21 protein-coding genes are annotated in these 21568 nt (G+C 70.2%); 15 read left to right on the top strand and 6 right to left on the bottom strand.

Annotated elements, in window-relative coordinates; genetic code table 11:
• Positions 1-62 precede the first annotated feature (62 nt).
• Positions 63-1469: an FAD-binding oxidoreductase gene (locus ACFWPQ_RS07275; RefSeq protein WP_384030856.1), complete on the top strand. Its 1407-nt coding sequence runs from the start codon at positions 63-65 to the stop codon at positions 1467-1469.
• A 49-nt stretch (positions 1470-1518) separates the two neighbouring features.
• Here the strand turns inward: ACFWPQ_RS07275 and ACFWPQ_RS07280 are convergent, their stop codons facing one another.
• Positions 1519-1932 carry an SsgA family sporulation/cell division regulator gene (locus tag ACFWPQ_RS07280; protein WP_361288346.1) on the bottom strand — a complete coding sequence of 138 codons (414 nt, stop codon included), beginning with the start codon at positions 1930-1932 and terminating at the stop codon, positions 1519-1521.
• A 242-nt stretch (positions 1933-2174) separates the two neighbouring features.
• On the opposite strand from ACFWPQ_RS07280, the gene ACFWPQ_RS07285 reads away from it, so the two are divergent.
• The gene (locus ACFWPQ_RS07285) at positions 2175-3584 is read left to right on the top strand and encodes an RDD family protein (protein WP_384030858.1); all 1410 of its coding nucleotides are present in this window, start codon (positions 2175-2177) and stop codon (positions 3582-3584) included.
• 200 nt (positions 3585-3784) lie between these two features.
• Entirely contained in the window at positions 3785-4534 is a 750-nt protein-coding gene (locus ACFWPQ_RS07290) for an RDD family protein (protein WP_384030860.1), read from the top strand.
• 97 nt (positions 4535-4631) lie between these two features.
• On the opposite strand, the gene ACFWPQ_RS07295 is transcribed toward ACFWPQ_RS07290, so the two are convergent.
• Entirely contained in the window at positions 4632-4925 is a 294-nt protein-coding gene (locus tag ACFWPQ_RS07295; RefSeq protein ID WP_361288337.1) for a hypothetical protein, read from the bottom strand.
• 424 nt (positions 4926-5349) lie between these two features.
• Here ACFWPQ_RS07295 and ACFWPQ_RS07300 point away from each other — a divergent pair, with 424 nt between their 5' ends.
• Entirely contained in the window at positions 5350-7701 is a 2352-nt protein-coding gene (locus ACFWPQ_RS07300; protein WP_384030862.1) for an immune inhibitor A domain-containing protein, read from the top strand.
• 121 nt (positions 7702-7822) lie between these two features.
• Positions 7823-8152, top strand: a complete 330-nt coding sequence (locus tag ACFWPQ_RS07305) for a hypothetical protein (protein WP_361288328.1) — start codon at positions 7823-7825, stop codon at positions 8150-8152.
• Between the two features lie 325 nt (positions 8153-8477).
• Here the strand turns inward: ACFWPQ_RS07305 and ACFWPQ_RS07310 are convergent, their stop codons facing one another.
• Both ACFWPQ_RS07310 and ACFWPQ_RS07315 read right to left on the bottom strand, forming a co-directional pair.
• Entirely contained in the window at positions 8478-9062 is a 585-nt protein-coding gene (locus ACFWPQ_RS07310; RefSeq protein ID WP_089106660.1) for a nicotinamidase, read from the bottom strand.
• A 148-nt stretch (positions 9063-9210) separates the two neighbouring features.
• Positions 9211-10557, bottom strand: coding sequence for a nicotinate phosphoribosyltransferase (locus ACFWPQ_RS07315; protein ID WP_384030865.1), 1347 nt, complete (start codon positions 10555-10557; stop codon positions 9211-9213).
• Between the two features lie 139 nt (positions 10558-10696).
• Here ACFWPQ_RS07315 and clpS point away from each other — a divergent pair, with 139 nt between their 5' ends.
• The 9 genes from clpS to ACFWPQ_RS07360 all read left to right on the top strand — a co-directional run bounded on the left by clpS (position 10697) and on the right by ACFWPQ_RS07360 (position 18690).
• A complete protein-coding gene (gene clpS / locus ACFWPQ_RS07320; protein WP_217545442.1) occupies positions 10697-11014 on the top strand; it encodes an ATP-dependent Clp protease adapter ClpS in 318 nt (105 codons plus the stop codon).
• Positions 11015-11116: 102 nt separating this feature from the next.
• Positions 11117-11722 carry a DUF2017 domain-containing protein gene (locus ACFWPQ_RS07325; protein ID WP_361288320.1) on the top strand — a complete coding sequence of 202 codons (606 nt, stop codon included), beginning with the start codon at positions 11117-11119 and terminating at the stop codon, positions 11720-11722.
• Positions 11723-12054: 332 nt separating this feature from the next.
• Complete coding sequence (locus ACFWPQ_RS07330; protein WP_384030867.1) at positions 12055-13503, top strand: amino acid permease; 1449 nt, start codon at positions 12055-12057, stop codon at positions 13501-13503.
• Between the two features lie 142 nt (positions 13504-13645).
• The gene (locus ACFWPQ_RS07335) at positions 13646-14068 is read left to right on the top strand and encodes a Mov34/MPN/PAD-1 family protein (protein WP_384030869.1); all 423 of its coding nucleotides are present in this window, start codon (positions 13646-13648) and stop codon (positions 14066-14068) included.
• A gap of 249 nt (positions 14069-14317) precedes the next feature.
• Positions 14318-14413, top strand: a complete 96-nt coding sequence (locus ACFWPQ_RS07340; protein ID WP_350784557.1) for a putative leader peptide — start codon at positions 14318-14320, stop codon at positions 14411-14413.
• Between the two features lie 87 nt (positions 14414-14500).
• On the top strand, positions 14501-14779 hold the full coding sequence (locus ACFWPQ_RS07345) for a MoaD/ThiS family protein (protein ID WP_089106666.1): 279 nt from the start codon (positions 14501-14503) through the stop codon (positions 14777-14779).
• Between the two features lie 7 nt (positions 14780-14786).
• Positions 14787-15737 carry a PLP-dependent cysteine synthase family protein gene (locus ACFWPQ_RS07350; protein ID WP_384030872.1) on the top strand — a complete coding sequence of 317 codons (951 nt, stop codon included), beginning with the start codon at positions 14787-14789 and terminating at the stop codon, positions 15735-15737.
• Between the two features lie 245 nt (positions 15738-15982).
• On the top strand, positions 15983-18061 hold the full coding sequence (locus ACFWPQ_RS07355; protein ID WP_384030874.1) for a putative Ig domain-containing protein: 2079 nt from the start codon (positions 15983-15985) through the stop codon (positions 18059-18061).
• A 122-nt stretch (positions 18062-18183) separates the two neighbouring features.
• Positions 18184-18690: a hypothetical protein gene (locus ACFWPQ_RS07360; RefSeq protein WP_384030876.1), complete on the top strand. Its 507-nt coding sequence runs from the start codon at positions 18184-18186 to the stop codon at positions 18688-18690.
• Between the two features lie 3 nt (positions 18691-18693).
• Here the strand turns inward: ACFWPQ_RS07360 and ACFWPQ_RS07365 are convergent, their stop codons facing one another.
• Positions 18694-19152, bottom strand: a complete 459-nt coding sequence (locus ACFWPQ_RS07365; protein ID WP_384030878.1) for a type II toxin-antitoxin system PemK/MazF family toxin — start codon at positions 19150-19152, stop codon at positions 18694-18696.
• Positions 19153-19389: 237 nt separating this feature from the next.
• Here ACFWPQ_RS07365 and ACFWPQ_RS07370 point away from each other — a divergent pair, with 237 nt between their 5' ends.
• A complete protein-coding gene (locus ACFWPQ_RS07370) occupies positions 19390-20142 on the top strand; it encodes an MBL fold metallo-hydrolase (protein ID WP_361288296.1) in 753 nt (250 codons plus the stop codon).
• Between the two features lie 86 nt (positions 20143-20228).
• On the opposite strand, the gene ACFWPQ_RS07375 is transcribed toward ACFWPQ_RS07370, so the two are convergent.
• On the bottom strand, positions 20229-21476 hold the full coding sequence (locus ACFWPQ_RS07375) for a PTS transporter subunit EIIC (RefSeq protein WP_384030880.1): 1248 nt from the start codon (positions 21474-21476) through the stop codon (positions 20229-20231).
• Positions 21477-21568: the final 92 nt, after the last annotated feature.

A 21568-nucleotide genomic window follows, 5' to 3' on the forward strand; every position in this document is an offset into this window, starting at 1 on the left:
CATCCGTGCGGCCCAAGGAGGGCACCTCTGGGGTTCACACCGATGGCCCCGGGTGCGACGCTGTGATCATGAGCCGTATCGAAGCGCCTCGGGACGAGGCCACCAGCAACCTCACCGACCGGCTCCTCGCGGGTCTGCCGGCCGACGCGGTTCTCGTCGACCCCGACGTGACCGCCTCCTACGCCAACGACATGGCGAGCTTCTGTCCGGCCGGCACCCCGGCCGTCGTCGTGCTGCCCCGCACCGTGGAACACGTCCAGCACGTCATGCGCGTCGCCACCGAACTGCGCGTCCCGGTCGTCCCGCAGGGCGCCCGCACCGGCCTGTCCGGCGCCGCCAACGCCACCGACGGCTGCATCGTGCTGTCCCTGACGAAGATGGACCGGGTGCTGGAGATCTCGCCGGTGGACCGCATCGCGGTCGTCGAGCCCGGCGTCGTCAACGCGACGTTCTCCCGCGCGGTCGAGGAACACGGCCTCTACTACCCGCCGGACCCCTCCAGCTGGGAGATGTGCACGATCGGCGGCAACATCGGCACCGCCTCGGGCGGCCTGTGCTGCGTGAAGTACGGGGTGACCGCCGAGTACGTGCTCGGTCTGGACGTCGTCCTCGCGGACGGGCGGCTGATGTCCACCGGCCGCCGTACGGCGAAGGGCGTCGCCGGCTACGACCTCACCCGGCTGTTCGTCGGCTCCGAGGGCTCGCTCGGCATCGTCGTACGGGCCGTGCTCGCGCTGAAGCCCAAGCCGCCGCAGCAGCTGGTGCTGGCCGCCGAGTTCGCCTCCGCGGCCGCCGCCTGCGACGCGGTGTGCCGGATCATGGCAGGCGGCCATGTGCCGTCCCTGCTCGAACTGATGGACCGTACGACCGTGAAGGCGGTCAACGAACTCACCCGGATGGGTCTGCCGGAGTCCACCGAGGCCCTGCTGCTCGCCGCCTTCGACACCCCGGACCCCGCCGCCGACCTGGCCGCCGTCGGCGCGCTCTGCGAGGCCGCGGGCGCCACCCAGGTGGTCCCCGCCGACGACGCCGCCGAGTCCGAACTCCTCCTCCAGGCCCGCCGGTCCTCGCTCGTCGCCCTGGAGGCTGTCAAGGGCACCACGATGATCGACGACGTGTGCGTGCCCCGCTCCCGGCTCGGCGACATGATCGAGGGCGTGGAGCGGATCGCGGAGAAGCACGGGCTGACCATCGGGGTCGTCGCCCACGCGGGCGACGGCAACACCCACCCCACGGTCTGCTTCGACGCACAGGACCCCGACGAGTGCCGCCGGGCCCGCGAGTCCTTCGACGAGATCATGGGCCTCGGTCTGGAACTCGGCGGCACCATCACCGGCGAACACGGCGTCGGCGTCCTGAAGAAGGAGTGGCTGGCCCGCGAGATCGGGCCGGTGGGCGTGGAGATGCAGCGGGCCGTGAAGCACGTCTTCGACCCGCTGGGCATCCTCAACCCCGGCAAGCTGTTCTGATCCCCTGTGGTCTCCACGCAGCTCCCCCACGGCTTCCGCCGCGGGGCCCTCACTGGGCGAGCAGCTGGTCGAGCGCCTCGTCGATCCCCAGCTGCCCGCCCTCAGTCCCCGGGGGCACCACCCGCAGCGTCCGCTCCAGCCAGGCGGACACCTGGGGGATCGGGGCCTCGAGCAGGGCGTCACCGTCGGGTGAACTCAGCGCCATCAGCACGACGCTGCGGCCCTCCGACTTCGTCGGCCACACCCGCACGTCCCCGTGCCCGCACGGCCGGAACACCCCCTCCACGAGCAGGTCGCGGGCGAAGGTCCAGTGGACCGGGAACTCGGAGTTGATGTGGAAGCTGACGTGGACGGCGTACGGGTCGTCGGAGCGGTAGGTCAGCCGGGCCGGGACCGGGATGCTCCGCTCGGGGGACAGGATGAGCCGCAGCTCCAGTTCGCGTTCCACCACGGTGTGATGCATGACGTCCGTTTCCTCTCTCGGTCGGTCGTGCGGGCGCCTGCGGGTGGGCCCGTACGAGTGGAGAGCGGCTGGGGCCGCGAGCATTACGCGGGTTCCGGGAAGTTTTTTTCGGATGCGGTGAAGCGGGTGCACAGGGCTGCCCGGAAAGGGGCGGGTCCTGCGGGACTGGCGGTGACGGGCACCCGGGTCTGATAGATGTGGAGGCTCCCACATGACCCCCGAGCAGATACGGGATGACGGACATGACCGCCCCAACCCCGGCACCCGGTGACGAACGGCCCCGCGAGGGCTACTACCCGGACCCGTCCATCCCCGGCTACGTCCGTTACTGGAACGGCGCCGCGTGGGTGCCGGGCACCAGCCGCCCGGCCCCGTCGGACGGCGAACCCCTCGTCGCGCCGCCCGGGTCCCACCCCGCGGCGCCCGCCGTCCCCGCCGCTCCGGCGGCACCCGCGGCCTCGGCGGCCTCGGCGGTCGAGGAGACCGGCCCGCACTTCTTCGACGAGGACCCGCAGCCGGGGGCCGCCGCCGGCTGGGCGGCCGCCGGGGGTGCCTGGGGCAGCGACCCGCGGGCGGCGGGCTCCCCGGCCCAGCCGGACGGCCGGTCCTCCCGCACCGACGGCACGGCGACGATCCCGCCGGCGGACCAGGGGGACGTCGACTCCGGCGGCACGTTCATCTTCCGCAGGCCGACGGTCGGCCCGGCGGGGACCCCGCCGGCCACCCAGCCGCCCCTGGACGACGGCACGATGACGTTCCGGCCGATCCGGGACGAGGGCACGCCCGGCCCCGGGTCCGGTGCGGCCGGCGGCCCCGGCCACGCCGCCCAGGGGCCGGTCGGTGCCCCCGGCGCCGGCGGCAGCGCGCGCCCCGGTTTCGGCGCCGGAAAGGCGGCCGCCGCCCGCGCCGCCGCGGCCCAGGCCCAGCCCGCCGCCCCCGCGCAGCCCGCCCCCCAGGCCGTCGCCCCCGCCGTCCCGCCCCAGCAGTCCGCCGCGCCCCGGTCCCCGATGGCCCCTGCCCCCGGCCCCGCCACCCCGATGGCCTCCGGCGCCGGTGGCGGGCAGTCCTCCTGGGCGCAGCAGGTGCACCAGCTCGCCGGTGACCCGCAGGTCGCTCCCTGGAAGCCGCCGGTGGAGGACGTCTTCCAGGCGGCCGCGCGGCGACAGGCGGCGGCCCGGCCCGCCGGGCTCGGCAAACGGTTCGCCGCACGGCTCGTCGACAGCCTGGTCGTCGGCGCGGTGACCGCGGCCGCCGCCGTACCGTTCGGGACCAAGGCCGCCGCCCATGTGCAGGACAAGATCGACGCGGCCAAGCTCTCCGGCCGTACCGAGACCGTCTGGCTGCTCGACGGCACCACCGGCCTGTACCTCGGGATCGTGCTCGCCGTCCTGCTCGTCGTCGGCGTCCTCTACGAGGTGCTGCCCACCGCCAGGTGGGGCCGCACGCTCGGCAAGAAGCTGTTCGGCCTGGAGGTGCGGGACATCGAGGGTCACGAGCCGCCGACCTTCGGCGCCGCGCTGCGCCGCTGGCTGGTGTACACCGTGCCCGGACTGCTCGGCATCGGGATCGTCGGCGTCGCCTGGTGCCTGTTCGACCGGCCCTGGCACCAGTGCTGGCACGACAAGGCGGCGCACACCTTCGTCGCCGGCTGAGCGCTTCGCTGGTGGCGCCGCGATGTGCCGTCGTTCGTCTGTGGCGCCGTTGTGGCTGGTCGCGCTCACGCGGCAGAGCCGCATATCGACTCGGCCCCGCGCCCCTTCGGGGCGCTACCACCCGGCCTGTTCGGAGCGGCCGTACCCCGTACGGCCGCTCGCCGGATGCGGGCCCGGCGGGTTCGCGGTCCACTCGGGCCATGAGCACCGAACCGCCCCCGCCCCCCGGCTCCGGAGAGCCGCCGGAGGACGATCCGTTCCGGAAGCAGCCCCCGCCGGGCCGGAACGGGGGCCAGAGCGGGGGCCAGAGCGAGGGCCAGGGGGCGGGCTCGCCGTACGACACCCCGTACGGCGGCTCGCAGCCCCCGCCCCCCTCCTACGGCGGCGGCCCCTACGGAGCGGGCGGCGACGCCCACGGGGGCGGTGGTCCCTACGGAGGCGGCGGGCCTTATGGAGGCGGCGGCGGAGCCGGCGGTTATCCCGACGATCCGCTCGCCGGGATGCCGCCGCTCGCCGACAGCGGCAAGCGCACCCTCGCGCGGATCATCGACATGATCCTGGTGGGCATCGTGGTCGCGTTGCTCACCTGGGCGTTCGGGGTGAGCGAGTACCAGATGGACGGGGACAGGATCTCGGCAGGGCGGTCGTTCGCCCAGTCGCTCGTCGCCGCCGTCCTGTTCGTCGCCTACGACACCCTGCTGATCGCCAAGTCCGGGCAGACCCTGGGCATGAAGTGGCTCGGTATGCGGGTCGCCAACCTGGCCGACGGCGCCACGCCCACCACCCAGACCTCGCTGCTGCGCGCCCTGGTGCTGTGGGTGCCGTTCGCCTTCTGCTGCGCCTGCATCTGGACCGTGATCTGCGGCGGTTGGAGCTTCTTCGACAAGCCGTACAAACAGGGGTTGCACGACAAGGCCGCGAAGACGGTCGTGGTCAGCACGAGCACGTAGCGGGGGCGGTGCAAGGGGGCGTGCAACAGGGGGGCGCACAAGCAGTCGGCGGGTCCGTCAGTCTCACGGACCCGCCGACTTCACTCGTGTGCGTACGTCAGGGCGCGGTGGGCTCCCGGACGGGCTCGGCCGTGGCGGCGGCCACGGTCTCCCGGTGCACGGGGATCCGCACCTCGGGCAGGGGGGTCGGGGCGGGCACGGACTGTGCGACCGTACGCGGCCGAGGGAGCGGGATCGTCATGGCGACCAGCAGTCCCAGACCGAGCGCGGCGAGCGCGATGACCGCGATCCCGATGCCCGAACTCGTCTGTGACAGCAGCAGCATGGCGAGCGTCGAGCAGATCACGGTGCAGGAACCGTAGACGAGCTGTGCCGGGGTCGGACGAGGCATGGCAATCGTGTCCTCGGGAGATATGGGGGTGAGACGGGGAACCGGCCTTGGTTTCCACCGGCTTCCGGGCGTTCCACCGTTCGACTCTATTCGCGTGCATGCCCGAGAGGAACGGCCGGTAAGCGTGACCTAACCCACGGTACCGGTGCACAGGGGGCGCACGGTCGCATGGCGTACGGCAACCGGAGGCATATGCGCGCCGGTTGGGCGAGACCCTTCCGGGGTACCTCCGTGCCCGGCGTCCGTAAAGCGAACTTCCGCTCCGCATAGTGCAGTTGAACTGTCCGAGTCAAGGTCTGTCTTTTCTCGTAAACCAGTAGTCAAATATCGTCACTTGAATCGACGCGTTGAACGTGCGCGCACGGACCCCCAAACCATCACCCGGTCCCCCTTGCCGTGCGCGCGGCGCGGGGGAGGAACTCAAGTGACCAGCAGACCCTGGACGTTCAGAGCACTCGCCGTCGGCGTGACGCTCGCTACCGCCTCCGTGGGCTTCGCCACCTTCGCGGTCGCGGAGGCCGCGGCCCCGGCGGCGACCACCAGCACCGTCGACCGGCACGACCCGTCGACGAAGCAGGAGGAGCACGACCTCGACGGCCCCCTGAGCAAGACCCAGGAGGCCCAGCGCCAGGAGGCCCTCGACCAGGTCATATCCGGCAAGGCCCAGGTCAAGGACCGCGACGGTTCCCAGGTCGTCCAGCTCAAGGGCAAGAAGGGCGACAGCAAGTACGTCGAACTCGGCCGCGAGAAGACGGACAAGATCTTCACGATCCTGGTGGAGTTCGGCGACCAGACCGACCCCCGCTACAACGGCACGGTCGGCCCGCTGCACAACCAGATAGCCCAGCCGGACCGCACCAAGGACAACTCCACGGCGTGGCAGGCGGACTACAACCAGCAGCACTTCCAGGACCTCTACTTCGGCACCGGCAAGAACACCGAGTCGCTGAAGAAGTACTACGAGAAGCAGTCCTCGGGCCGCTACTCGGTCGACGGTGAGGTCACCGACTGGGTCAAGGTCCCCTACAACGAGGCGCGGTACGGCAACAACGCCTGCGGCTCGACCACCTGCTCCAGCGTCTGGAACCTGGTGCGCGACGGCCTGACCTCCTGGGTCGCCGGCCAGAAGGCGGCCGGCGAGTCCGACGCCGCCATCAAGGCCGACCTCGCCCAGTACGACCAGTGGGACCGCTACGACTACGACGGCGACGGCAACTTCAACGAGCCCGACGGCTACGTCGACCACTTCCAGATCGTGCACGCCGGCGAGGACGAGTCCGCGGGCGGCGGCGCCCAGGGCACCGACGCGATCTGGGCGCACCGCTGGTACGCCTTCGGCACCGACGCCGGCGCCACCGGCCCCGCGGACAACAAGCTCGGCGGCACCCAGGTCGGCGACACCGGCATCTGGGTCGGCGACTACACCATGCAGCCGGAGAACGGCGGACTCGGCGTCTACGCCCACGAGTACGGCCACGACCTCGGCCTGCCGGACGAGTACGACACCAACGGCGGCGAGAACTCCACCGGTTTCTGGACCCTGATGTCCTCCGGCTCCTGGCTGGGCACCGGCAAGGAAGCGATCGGCGACCTGCCGGGCGACATGAACGCCTGGGACAAGCTGCAGCTCGGCTGGCTCAACTACGACGTGGCCAAGGCCGGCACCAAGTCCAGCCACAAGCTGGGCGTCGCCGAGTACAACACGAAGGACAAGCAGGCCCTGGTGGTCTCGCTTCCCGACAAGGCGGTCACCACCACCGTCGTCACCCCGGCCGAGGGCTCGACCCAGTGGTGGAGCGGCAGCGGCGACAACCTCAAGAACACGCTGACCCGTGACGTCGACCTCACCGGCAAGTCGTCGGCCACGCTGTCGCTCGACGGCTGGTTCGACATCGAGTCGGGCTACGACTACCTCTACACCGAGGTCTCCACCGACGGCGGCGCCAACTGGACCGCCCTGGACGGCACGGTGAACGGCGCCGCCATCCCGCGCGACGGCAGCGACAAGCCGGCGCTCACCGGTTCGGTCGACGCGTACACCAAGCTGGCGTACCCGCTGGACGCCTACGCGGGCCAGAAGATCCAGCTGCGCTTCCGCTACCAGACCGACGGCGGGGTCGCCCTCAAGGGCTTCGCGGCCGACGAGATCACCCTGACCGCGGACGGCTCGACGGTCTTCTCCGACAACGCCGAGTCGGCGGACGCCGCTTGGACCGCGTCCGGCTTCTCCCGCATCGGCGCGTCCTTCACCAAGGACTACGCGCAGTACTACATCGCGGAGAACCGCCAGTACGTGTCGTACGACAAGACCCTCGAGGTCGGCCCGTACAACTTCGGCTTCTCGACGACCCGTCCGGACTGGGTGGAGCACTACGCGTACCAGAACGGCCTGTTGATCTGGAAGTGGGACCTCTCCGAGGCGGACGACAACACCAGCGTCCACCCCGGTACCGGTCTGATCCTCCCGATCGACTCGCACCCGACGCCGCTGAAGTGGTCCGACGGCACGCTGATGCGCAACCGCATCCAGGCCTACGACTCGCCGTTCAGCCTCTACGCGAGCGACGGCATCACCCTCCACAAGGCGGACGTGGCGACGAAGATCAGGCAGTCCTCCGGGGTGTCGGTCTTCAACGACCACAAGAGCGACTACTACGACGCCTCGAACCCGGCCGGCGGCGTCAAGATCACTGACACCAACACGAAGATCAACATCGTGACGGAGGCCCGGGACGGATCGACGATCTCCCTCCAGGTCGGTCCCGCAGTGAAGTAATCCGCATCATTGCAGGTCAGACACGTATCGGCGGCGACCCCTTGGCGGGTCGCCGCCGCTCGTGTTTAGGTGCCTCCTGTGGCTTTCTTATTGACACCGACGCACACGGGGGTGTGACCGCATGGCCGCAGGAGGGTTCTGCAAGCTGCCGAACGGCAGGGTGGTGGTGGCGCTGAACCTACCCAGCCCCGCCACCGCGGACGGCTCGTCCGCCGTCCGGGTACTGGTCCACGCCCAGAACCGCGCCCGGGCCCTGACGAGGCTCCGCAACCTGGGCATGCGGGCCGTCTACCTGCGGGGCAACGCCGCCCCGCCGACCCCGGACGAGATCACCGCCGTCCTCCACCACCCCGACGGCCTGATATGGCGAACCGCCCCTGACAACGGTGTCACGGCCCTGGAACTCTGGAGACCGATCAGATCCCTCCTCCGAAGACCAACGGCGGCCTGACCAGCACTTTTCAACACCGGGCCGGGCGGCCGACTCAGGGGCGCGGGGCTGTATCGATGTGCGGCTCCGCCGCGTGGGTGCGACCGGCGAGGCGATGGATTGTTGCCGGGCCGGGCGGCCGACTCAGGGGCGCGGGGCTGTATCGATGTGCGGCTCCGCCGCGTGGGCGCGACCGGCCCCCACCGGCCGGCAGGTGCCCACCGGCCGGTCCGGCACCGCCGGAATCCGCCGTCGCGGCTGAGCGCCGCTGCGGCGGAAATCGATGTGACCGGCGGAAAAGGTCCGGGCGGGTCCGGGCGGGCAAAGGGTGAAGGGCCCCGGTCCCTCAGACCACCGGCTTGCCCGTCAGTTCCACGCCCGCCTCGCGGAGCTCCTCCAGGGCGCGCTCCGTCGTCGCCTCCGCGACGCCTGCCGTGAGGTCCAGGAGGACCTGGGTGCGGAAGCCCTCCCGCGCGGCGTCCAGGGCGGTGGCCCGCACGCAGTGGTCGGTCGCGATGCCCACCACGTCCACCTCGTCGATCTTCCGGGCCCGCAGCCACTCCGCCAGCTTGACGCCGTTCTCGTCGACGCCCTCGAAGCCGCTGTAGGCCGCGGCGTACGCCCCCTTGCTGAACACCGCGTCCACCGCCCCGGAGGCGACCGCCGGGGCGAAGTTCGGATGGAAGCCCACGCCCTCGGTGCCGGCGACACAGTGCGCCGGCCAGCTGCGGACGTAGTCGGGGTTGTCGGCGAAGTGGCCGCCCGGCGCGATGTGGTGGTCGCGGGTCGCCACCACGTGGCGGTAGCCGGCGGGCGCCTGCCCGATCAGCTCCGTGATCGCGGCGGCCACGTCCGAGCCCCCTGCCACCGCGAGGCTTCCCCCCTCGCAGAAGTCGTTCTGCACATCGACGACGATCAAGGCGCGGCGCATGGTCGGTGTCCTTCGCATTCGATATCGGGTCCGTCGACGGGAGAGACGCGGAAAGAAGGGGTGCGGGCCCGGCCTGAACCTATGAGCGTAGAGACTTACGGGGGCGTAGGGGAGGGGGCTTTGCGGGGCGCGTACGCGGGCACTCGCTCTAGCTACCCGAGCGCCCCTGCACGTACTCCGTCGGAATGACCGGTTCCCCGCGCGACAGCTGGGTCGCGGAGAGCGGCAGATTCGCACGGGCCGCCGCGTGCCGGGTGCGGGCCGCGTCCAGGGGTTCGCGGGCGACGACCTCCCCGGACTTCACCAGTTCGACCAGGAGCTGCCGGTCGACCAGGTCGGCCGGGACGTCGCCGATGCCGACCACCTCGGCCTCCGCCACCCCGTCGGCGTCCAGCCGCCGCGCCGCCCACTTGCGGCCGCCGACGGACGTCTTGCCGCCCGTCGACTTCTTCGCGACCGGCACCAGCGGCGCCCTCGGGTCGGCGGACTCGGCGCGGGCGACCAGCTTGTAGACCATGGAGCAGGTGGGGTGCCCGGAGCCGGTCACCAGCTGGGTGCCGACGCCGTACGCGTCCACGGGGGCGGCGGCCAGGGAGGCGATGGCGTACTCGTCGAGGTCGGAGGTGACGATGATCCGCGTGTTCCGGGCGCCGAGCTCGTCCAGCTGCTGGCGCACCCGGTGGGCGACCAGCAGCAGGTCGCCGGAGTCGATGCGGACGGCGCCCAGCTCGGGCCCGGCCACCTCCACGGCCGTCCGGACCGCCTCGGCGACGTCGTAGGTGTCGACCAGCAGGGTGGTGCCCCGGCCCAGCGAGTCGACCTGGGCCCGGAAGGCGTCGCGCTCGTGGTCGTGCAGCAGGGTGAAGGCGTGGGCACTCGTCCCCACCGTCGGAATGCCGTAGCGGAAGCCGGCCGCGAGGTCGGAGGTGGTGGCGAAGCCCCCGACGTAGGCGGCGCGAGAGGCGGCGACGGCGGCCAGTTCGTGGGTGCGGCGGGCACCCATCTCGATCAGCGGGCGATCCCCGGCGGCCGAGGACATCCGGGAGGCGGCGGCCGCGATCGCCGAGTCGTGGTTCAGGATGGAGAGGATCACGGTCTCCAGGAGCACGCACTCGGCGAAGGAGCCCTCCACCCGCATGATCGGCGAGCCCGGGAAGTAGACCTCGCCCTCGGGGTAGCCCCAGATGTCGCCACTGAAGCGGTAGCCGGCGAGCCACTCCAGGGTCGGCCCGTCGACGATCTTCCGCTCCGCCAGGAAGCCGAGGACGCCGTTGTCGAAGCGGAAGTTCTCGACCGCGTCCAGGACGCGTCCGGTGCCCCCCACGACGCCGTAGCGGCGCCCCTCCGGCAGTCGCCGGGTGAAGACCTCGAAGACACTCCGCCGCTCGGCCGTACCCGCCTTCAGGGCGGCCTGCAGCATCGTCAGCTCGTACTGGTCCGTGAAGAGCGCCGTCGACGGGACGTCCACCGGCAGCCCAAGGTCCGCTACATCCACGACAGCTCTCCTAGCTATGTCTCTCGGGGGTGCCCCAGGTCGGCCGGGGGTTCGGGGGTCGCCCCCCGATGTATGCAGCATGACGACAGATGCTACACCCCTTTGTGTCAGTGTGACGATTTAAGGGGCCCGTGGCAGCATGGGCCTTGTGACGTCACCCGCTCCCGTAGAGATCGAACGCACCGAGTCGGCGGAGGAGGCCTTCGCCGTCCCCGAGCCGGACGTCCCGTGGATCACGCTCGTGCACAACGACCCCGTCAACCTCATGAGCTATGTGACGTACGTCTTCCAGACGTACTTCGGCTATCCCAAGGACAAGGCCACCAAGCTCATGCTGGACGTCCACCACAAGGGCCGGGCGGTCGTCTCCAGCGGCAGTCGCGAGGAGATGGAACGCGACGTGCAGGCGATGCACGGCTACGGCCTGTGGGCGACCCTCCAGCAGGACCGGAAGTAGCCACACCCGCCGTTCGACCCACCGGCCGGCTCCCCGATCAGCCCCCCGATCAGCCCCCCCGATCGGCTCCTCGAACAGCTCCGGAAGCAGCGAATCCCCTCCATGCCAGGAATCTTCGAACCGCTCCCCGGCGGCGGCGCGGCCGTCGCGCTCGACGACGTCGAGATCTCCATCATCCGGTCGCTGGCCGTCCAGCTCCTGGAACTCATCGGCCCCGGCCCCGCCGAGGACGCCCCCGACGACCCGCTCGCCGAGCTCTTCGCCGAGGGGCCCAGCGAGGCGCCCAGCGACCCGGTGCTGCGCCGGCTCTTCCCGGACGCCTACTGCGACCCGGAGCGGCTGCCGCAGACCCCGGAGGAGGCGGAGGAGCGGCAGGCCCACTCCGCCGAGTTCCGCCGCTACACCGAGAACGACCTCAGGGCGGGCAAGCGGGAGACCGCCCTCGCGGTGATCCGCTCCCTGGACGCCCTCGTCCCGGAGGAGAAGGGCGACGCGGTCCTCAAGCTGACGCCCGAGGAGTCCCGGCAGTGGCTCGGCGCCCTCACCGACCTGCGGCTCGCGATCGGCTCCCGCCTCGACATCACCGACGAGGACGACACGGACCTGCTCTACCGGCTCCCGGACGAGGACCCGCGCAAGCCGATGGTGATGGCGTACCTGTGGCTCGGCGGCCTCCAGGAGACCCTGGTCGCGACCCTTATGCCGTAATCCGTCCAGATTTTGCGTTCGCTCAGAGGACGCTCAAATCCGGATAACGATCCCGTCACCGTTGCGGCCTGGTATGGCACTTTTGGTCGCGCTTTGTCCGCTTCTTCCAGTGGTGTGCGCCACAATCCCTCTCGGCGGAACCCGGTGATCAGTGTTGCGGCCGTGATAAATCTTCACGACCGCCCGGCGAACACCACCCATGTGTACGTCCGGGTGCGCCACCGAACCGGCCAACCGCCGGTCAGGCACCGCTCCATCATCCGGGGGGATCGAAACCCGATCCGAGGCCGACGAGAGGCCCGGGTCGGCATGGAGAAAGGCGCACACCACACATGACCTCCGCTCAGGTCGACACGTCGGGGAACTCCTCCGGGACCTCCGAAGCCTCCGAAGAGGGGTACGAGCGCGGGCTCGGCAGCCGCCAGGTCCAGATGATCGCGATCGGCGGCGCCATCGGCGTCGGGCTCTTCCTGGGTGCCGGGGCGAACATCGCCAAGGCCGGTCCCAGTCTCATCCTGATGTACGCCCTCGCCGGCGGCATCATCTTCTTCATCATGCGGGCCCTCGGCGAGCTCCTGCTCTACCGTCCGGTCTCCGGCTCCTTCGCCGAGTACTCCCGCGAGTTCCTCGGCCCGTTCTTCGGCTACTTCACCGGCTGGACGTACTGGCTGATGTGGGTCGTGACGGGCATGGCGGAGCTCACCGCCGCGGCGATCTACGTGAACTACTGGTTCCCGTCCGTCCCGCAGTGGGTGACCGCGCTGGTCTTCCTGGTGATCCTCTTCGGGGTCAACCTGATCTCGGTGAAGGTCTTCGGAGAGCTGGAGTTCTGGTTCTCCATGGTCAAGGTCACCGCCCTGATCGGCATGATCGTGATCGGTCTCGGCGTCCTCACCTTCGGCTTCAGCGCCGCCGGTGACACCGCCTCGGTCGCGAACCTCTACCAGTTCGACGGCTTCTTCCCCAAGGGCGTCGGCTCCTCCCTGATGACCCTTCAGGGCGTCATGTTCGCCTACCTCGCGGTCGAGCTGGTCGGCGTCACCGCCGGCGAGTCGGAGAACCCGGAGAAGACCCTCCCCAAGGCGATCAACACGCTTCCCTGGCGGATCGCCCTCTTCTACGTCGGCGCGCTCACCGTCATCCTCTGCGTCGTGAAGTGGACGGAGTTCGCCCCGGGCGTCAGCCCCTTCGTGGCCGCCTTCGCGAAGATCGGCATCCCGGCGGGCGCCGGCATCGTCAACTTCGTCGTCCTCACCGCCGCCCTGTCCTCCTGCAACTCCGGCATGTACTCCACGGGCCGCATGCTGCGGAACCTGGCCGACAGCGGCGAGGCCCCGGCCGTGTTCCGCAGGCTGTCCGCGTCGAAGACCCCGGCGCTCGGCATCACCGTCTCGGTCCTCTTCATGGGCATCGGCGTGATCCTCAACTACGTCGTCCCTGAGAAGGCGTTCGGCTACGTCACCTCCGTCGCCACCGCGGCCGGCATCTGGACCTGGCTGATGATCCTGATCAGCCACGTCCGCTACCGCCGTGCGGTCGACGCGGGCCGCCTGCCGGCCTCCGCCTTCCCGGCCCCCGGCGGCGCGAAGTGCAGCTGGATCGCGATCGTCTTCCTCCTCTTCGTCACCGGCCTGATCGCGTACGACGCCGACTCCCGCGTCTGCCTGTACGTCATGGCCGGCTGGGCCGCCGCGCTGGGCGTCGGCTGGCTGGTCCTGAAGAACCGCAACCCCGAGGTCGCCGAGCGCCGCGAGCCGGCACCGCTGGAAAAGGTGAGCTGACCCAAGGCCAACCCCTCCAGGACGCCCGCCGCAGGGGAGCACTCGTGGCGCCCCCCTGCGGCAGCCGCTCAGGGCGTCCGGCATCCGGGCCGTCCCGTACCAGCCTTCGGTACGGGACGGCCCTCTGCTTATCCTGGCGACCATGCTGACCATCACCCAGGCCCTCGTCGACCAGATCGTCGCCCACGCGCGCAAGGACCATCCCGACGAGGCGTGCGGCGTCGTCGCGGGCCCGGCGGGCTCGGACCGCCCCGAGCGGTTCATCCCGATGCTGAACGCGGCGATGTCCCCGACGTTCTACGAGTTCGACTCCGGCGACCTCCTGAAGCTCTACCGGGAGATGGACGACCGCGACGAGGAGCCGGTGATCGTCTACCACTCCCACACGGCGACCGAGGCGTACCCCTCCCGGACCGACATCTCGTACGCCAACGAGCCCGGCGCCCACTACGTCCTCGTCTCCACCGCCGACACCGACGGCCTCGGCGACTTCCAGTTCCGCTCGTACCGCATCGTGGACGGCGAGGTGACGGAGGAGGAGATCAGCATCGTCGAGGCGTACTGACTCCCGGCGGGGCGAGGCCTGCCTCTCTCCTCTCCGCCGCGCACCAAGACTTCTCCGCCGCGACGGCGCTCAGCCACGACGGCGGATCTCGGCGGTGCCGGACCGGCCGGTGGGCACCTGCGGGCCGGTGGGGGCCGATCGCGCAGTTCCCCGCGCCCCTAGGTCGGTCATCTCAGACCTCGGTCAAAAAGTGTCCGGCATGTGGAATCACACTCCGGAACCGGCACCGGGAATCGATACGATGACCCCATGGTTCTGAACGACGTGGGCGACAAGGCGCGGGGCACCCTGCTCGTGGCGCGGCTGCACGTCGATCTGTGCAGGCTGAACAGCGCCATCTGTTGACGTTTCCCTGCCGCCGTACGGCCATGAGCCGCGGTGTGCTGCTGTGCGCGCCCAACCACCCAGACTTCCCGACAGGAGCCCGCAACCATGGCCATCGAGGTCCGCATCCCGACCATCCTCCGCCAGTACACCGACGGTCAGAAGGCGGTGGAGGGCAGTGGTGACACCATCGCCGACCTCTTCAACGACCTCGAGACCCGGCACGCCGGCATCCACGCCCGCATCGTGGACGACGGCAAGCTGCGCCGCTTCGTGAACGTGTACCTGAACGACGAGGACGTCCGTTTCGTCGACGGCATCAACACCAAGCTCACCGACGGCGACACCGTGACGATCCTGCCGGCCGTCGCCGGCGGCATGGCCTGAGATCTCCATGCGCTACGACTCCCCGTTGGCCGCGGTCGGCAACACCCCCCTGGTGTGCCTGCCGCGGCTCTCGCCGTCCGCCGACGTCCGGATCTGGGCCAAGCTGGAGGACCGCAACCCGACCGGCTCGGTCAAGGACCGCCCCGCCCTGCACATGATCGAGCAGGCGGAGAAGGACGGCCGGCTCACCCCGGGCTGCACCATCCTGGAGCCGACGTCGGGCAACACCGGCATCTCGCTGGCGATGGCCGCCAAGCTCAAGGGCTACCGCATGGTCTGCGTGATGCCCGAGAACACCTCGCAGGAGCGCCGGGACCTGCTGGGGATGTGGGGCGCGGAGATCATCTCCAGCCCGGCCGCGGGTGGTTCCAACACCGCGGTGCGGGTGGCGAAGGAGCTGTCCGCCGAGCACCCGGACTGGGTGATGCTCTACCAGTACGGCAACCCGGACAACGCGGGTGCGCACTACGCGACCACCGGTCCGGAGATCCTCGCCGACCTGCCGTCCGTGACGCACTTCGTGGCGGGGCTGGGGACCACCGGCACGCTGATGGGTGTCGGGCGGTATTTGAGGGAGCACAAGCCGGACGTGAAGATCGTCGCCGCCGAACCCCGGTACGACGACCTGGTGTACGGGCTCAGGAACCTCGACGAGGGCTTCGTGCCCGAGCTGTACGACGCCTCCGTGCTCACCACCCGCTACTCCGTCGGCTCCGCGGACGCGGTGACCCGGACCCGGGACCTCCTCCAGCAGGAGGGCATCTTCGCGGGCATCTCCACCGGCGCCGCGCTGCACGCCGCGATCGGCGTCGGGAAGAAGGCCGTCCAGGCCGGCGAGAGCGCGGACATCGTGTTCGTCGTCGCCGACGGCGGCTGGAAATACCTGTCGACCGGCGTGTACACCGCCGCCACGACCGAGGAAGCCATCGAGACCCTGCAGGGTCAGCTCTGGGCATAGCGCTCATCATGCACGCGCCAACCCCCTCCTATGAGGGGGCTAAGCGCTGCCTATGACGCGGCAAAGATCTTCGTCCGGGGGAACCGGTCCCCGGAGAACCCGGCTAGGTTCCTCACCGTCCTGTCATGCCACGCTCATCGGCATACCAGGGTGTTCGAAGTGTCATGCTCATGACGCCGCACTCTGCCGCCGCTACGCGCGTCACGGGCCTGCCTTGTAACCCCACCGATGGAGGCAGTACCCCCATGCGTGAATCACGACGGAGCCTGCGAAGACTTCTGGCCTTCGCGTTCCCCGCCCTCGCCCTCGCCGTCTCCGGTTTCGTCGCGGCACCGACCGCACAGGCACAGGCATCGGCACAGACCATCGCCCCCAAGGCCACCGCCCAGACCACCCGGGCCGCCCAGAACTCCAAGGCCCTCACCGACCCCGCCCGGCAGGCCGTGCACAGCACCGGCAAGGCCGGGCAGAAGGTGCCCACCAAGCACCTGTGCGCCACCGTCTCCAAGCCCGGTGAGGTCAACTGCTTCGCGCAGCGCCGCACCGACATCAAGCAGCAGCTGTCCGCCGCGCTCGCCGCCGCCCCCTCCGGCCTGAGCCCGACCAACCTGCACAGCGCCTACAACCTGCCCTCGACCGGCGGCTCCGGCCTGACGGTCGCCGTGGTCGACGCCTACAACGACCCGAACGCCGCCTCGGACCTGGCCACCTACCGCTCCACGTACGGCCTGTCCGCGTGCACCGTCGCCAACGGCTGCTTCAAGCAGGTCAGCCAGACCGGTTCGACGACCTCGCTGCCGACGAACGACTCCGGCTGGGCCGGCGAGGAAGCGCTCGACATCGACATGGTCAGCGCCGTCTGCCCGAACTGCAACATCATCCTCGTCGAGGCCAACTCCGCGACCGACTCCGACCTCGGCACCGCCGAGAACGAGGCCGTCGCGCTCGGCGCCAAGTTCGTCTCCAACAGCTGGGGCGGCTCCGAGTCCTCCTCCCAGACCAGCGAGGACACCTCGTACTTCAAGCACCCGGGTGTCGCCATCACCGTCTCCGCCGGTGACGAGGACTACGGCGCCGAGTACCCGGCGACCTCCCAGTACGTGACCGCCGTCGGCGGCACCGCGCTCTCCACCTCCTCCTCCACCCGCGGCTGGACCGAGTCCGTCTGGAAGACCAGCTCCTCCGAGGGCACCGGCTCCGGCTGCTCCGCCTACGACGCGAAGCCGAGCTGGCAGACCGACACCGGCTGCACCAAGCGCATGGAGTCCGACGTCTCCGCGGTCGCCGACCCGGCCACCGGCGTGGCGGTCTACGACACCTACGGCGGCTCCGGCTGGGCGGTCTACGGCGGTACGAGTGCCTCCTCGCCGATCATCGCCGGTGTGTACGCCCTCGCGGGCACCCCGGGTTCGAGTGACTACCCGGCGAAGTACCCCTACTCGCACACCAGCAACCTGTACGACGTCACCAGCGGCAACAACGGCTCCTGCTCCACCTCGTACTTCTGCACCGCCGGCACCGGCTACGACGGCCCGACCGGCTGGGGCACCCCGAACGGCACCACCGCCTTCGCCTCCGGCACCAGCACCGGCAACACGGTGACCGTCACCAACCCGGGCAGCCAGTCCACCGCGACCGGCTCCTCGGTCAGCCTGCAGATCTCGGCCTCCGACAGCGCGGGCGCGACCCTCACCTACAGCGCCTCCGGCCTGCCCACCGGCCTGTCCATCTCCAGCTCCACCGGCCTGATCTCCGGTACGGCGTCCACCGCGGGCACCTACAGCGCCACCGTCACCGCGACCGACTCCACCGGCGCCTCCGGCTCGGCCTCCTTCACCTGGACCGTCAGCACCAGCGGCGGCGGCACCTGCACCTCGTCCCAGCTGCTCGGCAACCCCGGCTTCGAGTCGGGCAACACCACCTGGACCGCGAGCAGCGGTGTCATCACCAACTCCAGCAGCGAGGCCGCCCACGCGGGCTCCTACAAGGCGTGGCTCGACGGCTACGGATCGACCCACACCGACACGCTCTCCCAGTCGGTGACGATCCCGTCCGGCTGCACCGCCACCACGTTCACCTTCTACCTGCACATCGACACGGCGGAGACCACCACCAGCACCCAGTACGACAAGCTGACGGTCACCGCCGGTTCGACCACCCTGGCCACGTACTCCAACCTCAACGCGGCCTCCGGATACGTGCAGAAGTCCTTCAGCCTCGGGTCCTACGCGGGCTCGACCGTCACCCTGAAGTTCAGCGGTGTCGAGGACTCCTCGCTCCAGACCAGCTTCGTCGTCGACGACACCGCCGTCACGACCGGCTGACCCCTCCCGTGCACTGACCGGATCCCGCGCCCGGAAGCCGTCCGGGTGCGGGATCCGTACGAGGGGCGGATACGTCATATCGGCAGCAAGGGTCCGTTCCCCGACGGAAAGGCGGACACCCCATGCGCCGTACGACGTTCCACCGCGCGTCTCTCGCCGCGGCGAGCCTGCTCCTGCTGGCGGGCTGCGGCTCCCAGGGCGGAGGCGGCGACAAGGGCAGCGGCGCGGTGTCCCCGAAACCGACCCCGACCCCGAGTGCGACCTCGACACCCACCCCCTCCACCAGTGGGTCCTCCGCCGGCTGCACGCCCGTGACCTCCGAGCTCACCACCGCCGACAGCGGCCGTACCTTCTGCCTGGCCCAGGACGGCACCCTCCGGATCACCCTGGACGGGACCGAGCAGCGCCCCTGGAAGAAGATCACCGCGGCCGGGGACACGGGCGCCCTGAAGGAGATCAACTACGGGATCATGCTCCGCGGCGGCGACGCCGGATCCGCCTACCAGGCGACGGCCGCCGGGACCGTCACCCTCTCCGCCACCCGCCCGCTGTGCGCCGAGCCCACCGCGCCCGGCGGAGTCTCCTGCAAGGGCATCCAGGAGTGGCAGGTCACCGTACGGGTGAGCTGAACCTCAGCCGGCCAGGTGCCGCACCTGGTCCCACAGCACCGGGTCGACCACGCCCACCCGGCGCCGGAACTCCCACACCGCGATCTCCCGCAGCTCGTCCGTCTCCAGGAAACTCGGCCGGCCCTGGGCGTCCCCGACCGAGCCGGGCGGCAGCGGGATCACCCCGGCGCGCTCGTCGTGGTACTTGCTGGTGATCTTCGCGATGGTCGCCCGGTCGCCGCGCACGGCCAGCACCAGACAGGGCCGGTCCTTGGTGCCGGGACCGTCCTCGTAGGGCACGTTGGCCCACCAGATGTCCCCCGGATGGGGCCGTCCGAGCTGCCCGCGCGTGCCACGCGGATGCCCCGGCGGGCGGGTGCGGTGCCCGCGCGGCCGGTGGCCCCTGCCCCAGCCGTCCACGAGCGTGGCGACCAACGCCAGCAGGACGACTGCCGCGAGCGCGAGCCACCATGACGTGTCCATACGACGACGTTACCGGCGCGAGATAAACGACGCGCGCCCTTACGCGATCCTCATGCGCCCCCGGTCCAGCCGAACCGGTGACACCACAGGTGAGTTCGCCCACAACGGCCCCTGGCGGAGGAGCGACCGGCTCTTTTGCGCCTTACGCTCGACAAACCGCACGACCCCCGTCATGCCCTTTTTCCCGACTCCAGTTCCCAGCGCATCTGGGTTTCCGCCAACGGAGGTTTCTGCTTCATGAAGCTCACCGTCGTCGGCTGCTCGGGGTCGTTCCCGTCCGCGGAATCGGCCTGTTCGAGCTACCTCGTAGAGGCCGACGGCTTCCGGCTGCTCCTCGACATGGGCAACGGCGCCCTGGGCGAGCTGCAGCGCCACTGCGGTCTCTACGACCTCGACGCGATCTTCCTGAGCCATCTGCACGCCGACCACTGCATCGACATGTGCGCCTACTTCGTGGCGCGCTACTACCGCCACGACGGCGGACCGTGCCCCCCGCTCCCGGTCTACGGCCCCGAGGGCACCGAGCACCGCCTGACCACGGCCTACGCCGACACCCCGACCGCCTCCTCGATGAGCGAGGTCTTCGACTTCCACACGGTGAAGCCGTCCACGTTCGACGTCGGCCCCTTCACGGTCCACACCGAGCGGGTCCGGCACCCCGTGGAGGCGTACGGCATCCGCGTCGAGCACGCCGGGAAGTCCCTGACGTACTCCGGCGACACCGGGGTCACCGAGGCGCTGGAGGACCTGGCCCGGGACACCGACCTGTTCCTGTGCGAGGCCGCCTTCACGCACGGCAAGGAGAACATCCCGGACCTGCACCTCAACGGCCGCGAGGCCGGCGAGACCGCGGCCCGGGCCGGCGCCCGCCGCCTGGTCCTCACCCACATCCCGCCGTGGACCGACCCCGCCGTCAACCTCGCCGACGCCCGCGAGGTCTTCGACGGCCCGGTCGATCTCGCGGCGCCGAGGGTGACGTACGAGATCTGACACGTGTACGGCGTTCAGGGCCGTACGACGCGAAGAAGGCCCCCGCCGCCGCGGGGGCCTTCGTCATGTGCGCTGCCGGGAGGGACTCACGCCTTCGTGAGGTCCTCGATCTCCTCCTCGGGCTCGCGGCCCGGGGTGGGGAGGTTGAAGCGGACGATGGCGAAGCGGAAGACGAAGTAGTAGATCGCTCCGAACACCAGGCCGATCGGGATGATCAGCCAGGGCTTGGTCGCCAGGTTCCAGTTGAGTATGTAGTCGATGACACCCGCGGAGAAGGTGAAGCCCGCATGCACCCCGAGCGCCCAGGTGATCGCCATGGACAGGGCGGTGAGCACCGCGTGGATCACGTACAGCAGCGGCGCGATGAACATGAAGGTGAACTCGATCGGCTCGGTCACACCGGTCACGAAGGAGGTCAGCGCCATCGACAGCATCATGCCCATCACGGCCGCGCGCCGCTCCGGGCGGGCGGTGTGCGCGATGGCCAGGGCGGCGGCCGGGAGGCCGAACATCATGATGGGGAAGAAGCCGGACATGAACTGACCGGCGGTCGGGTCACCGGCGAAGAAGCGGGTCAGGTCGCCGTGGACGATCGTGCCGGACGCCGTCTTGTAGTCGCCGATCTGGAACCAGGAGACGGTGTTCACGAACTGGTGCATGCCGACCGGGATCAGCGCGCGGTTGATCAGACCGAACAGACCGGCACCGAGGGCACCCAGGCCCGTGATCCACTCACCGAAGTTGGAGATGCCCTCGCCGATCGGCTTCCAGACCAGACCGAAGAAGACGCCCATGACCGTGCCGACGAAGGCCATGATGATCGGGACGAGCCGGCGGCCGTTGAAGAAGCCGAGCCAGTCCACCAGCTTGGTCCGATGGAACCGCTGCCAGACCACCGCGCCGAGCAGACCCATCACCAGGCCGCCGAGCACACCGGGGTTGTTGTAGGTCGCGGGGATGTCCGCGCCCTTCAGGATCTGCGCGTCGGTGACGGGGAACGCGGTGAGCACGTTCTTGTAGACCAGGAAGCCGACCAGGGCGGCCAGCGCCGTGGAGCCGTCCGCCTTCTTGGCGAAGCCGATCGCGACGCCGATACAGAAGAGCATCGGGAGGTTGTCGAAGATCGCGCCGCCCGCCGTGGCGAAGACCGAGGTGACCTTGTCGGGCAGGTGCAGCTTGTCGTGGATGTCCTGCTGACCGAAGCGGAGCAGCAGACCCGCCGCAGGCAGCACGGCGATCGGGAGCTGGAGGCTACGGCCGACCTTCTGCAGGCCCTGGAAAAGACCGGATCCCCACTTCTTTGTGGGGGCCGCCGTCGCGGTGGCGGTTGTCATACTTCCTCCATCGGTGGTGGTCTACACCACTCAGTGGTGTAGACCTGTTGTACACGATGGGGGCGATATAAGGAACCCGTCAATTCCGCAAC

Origin of the sequence: Streptomyces sp. NPDC058464, from assembly GCF_042721035.1 — a bacterium.
Taxonomy (GTDB): domain Bacteria; phylum Actinomycetota; class Actinomycetes; order Streptomycetales; family Streptomycetaceae; genus Streptomyces.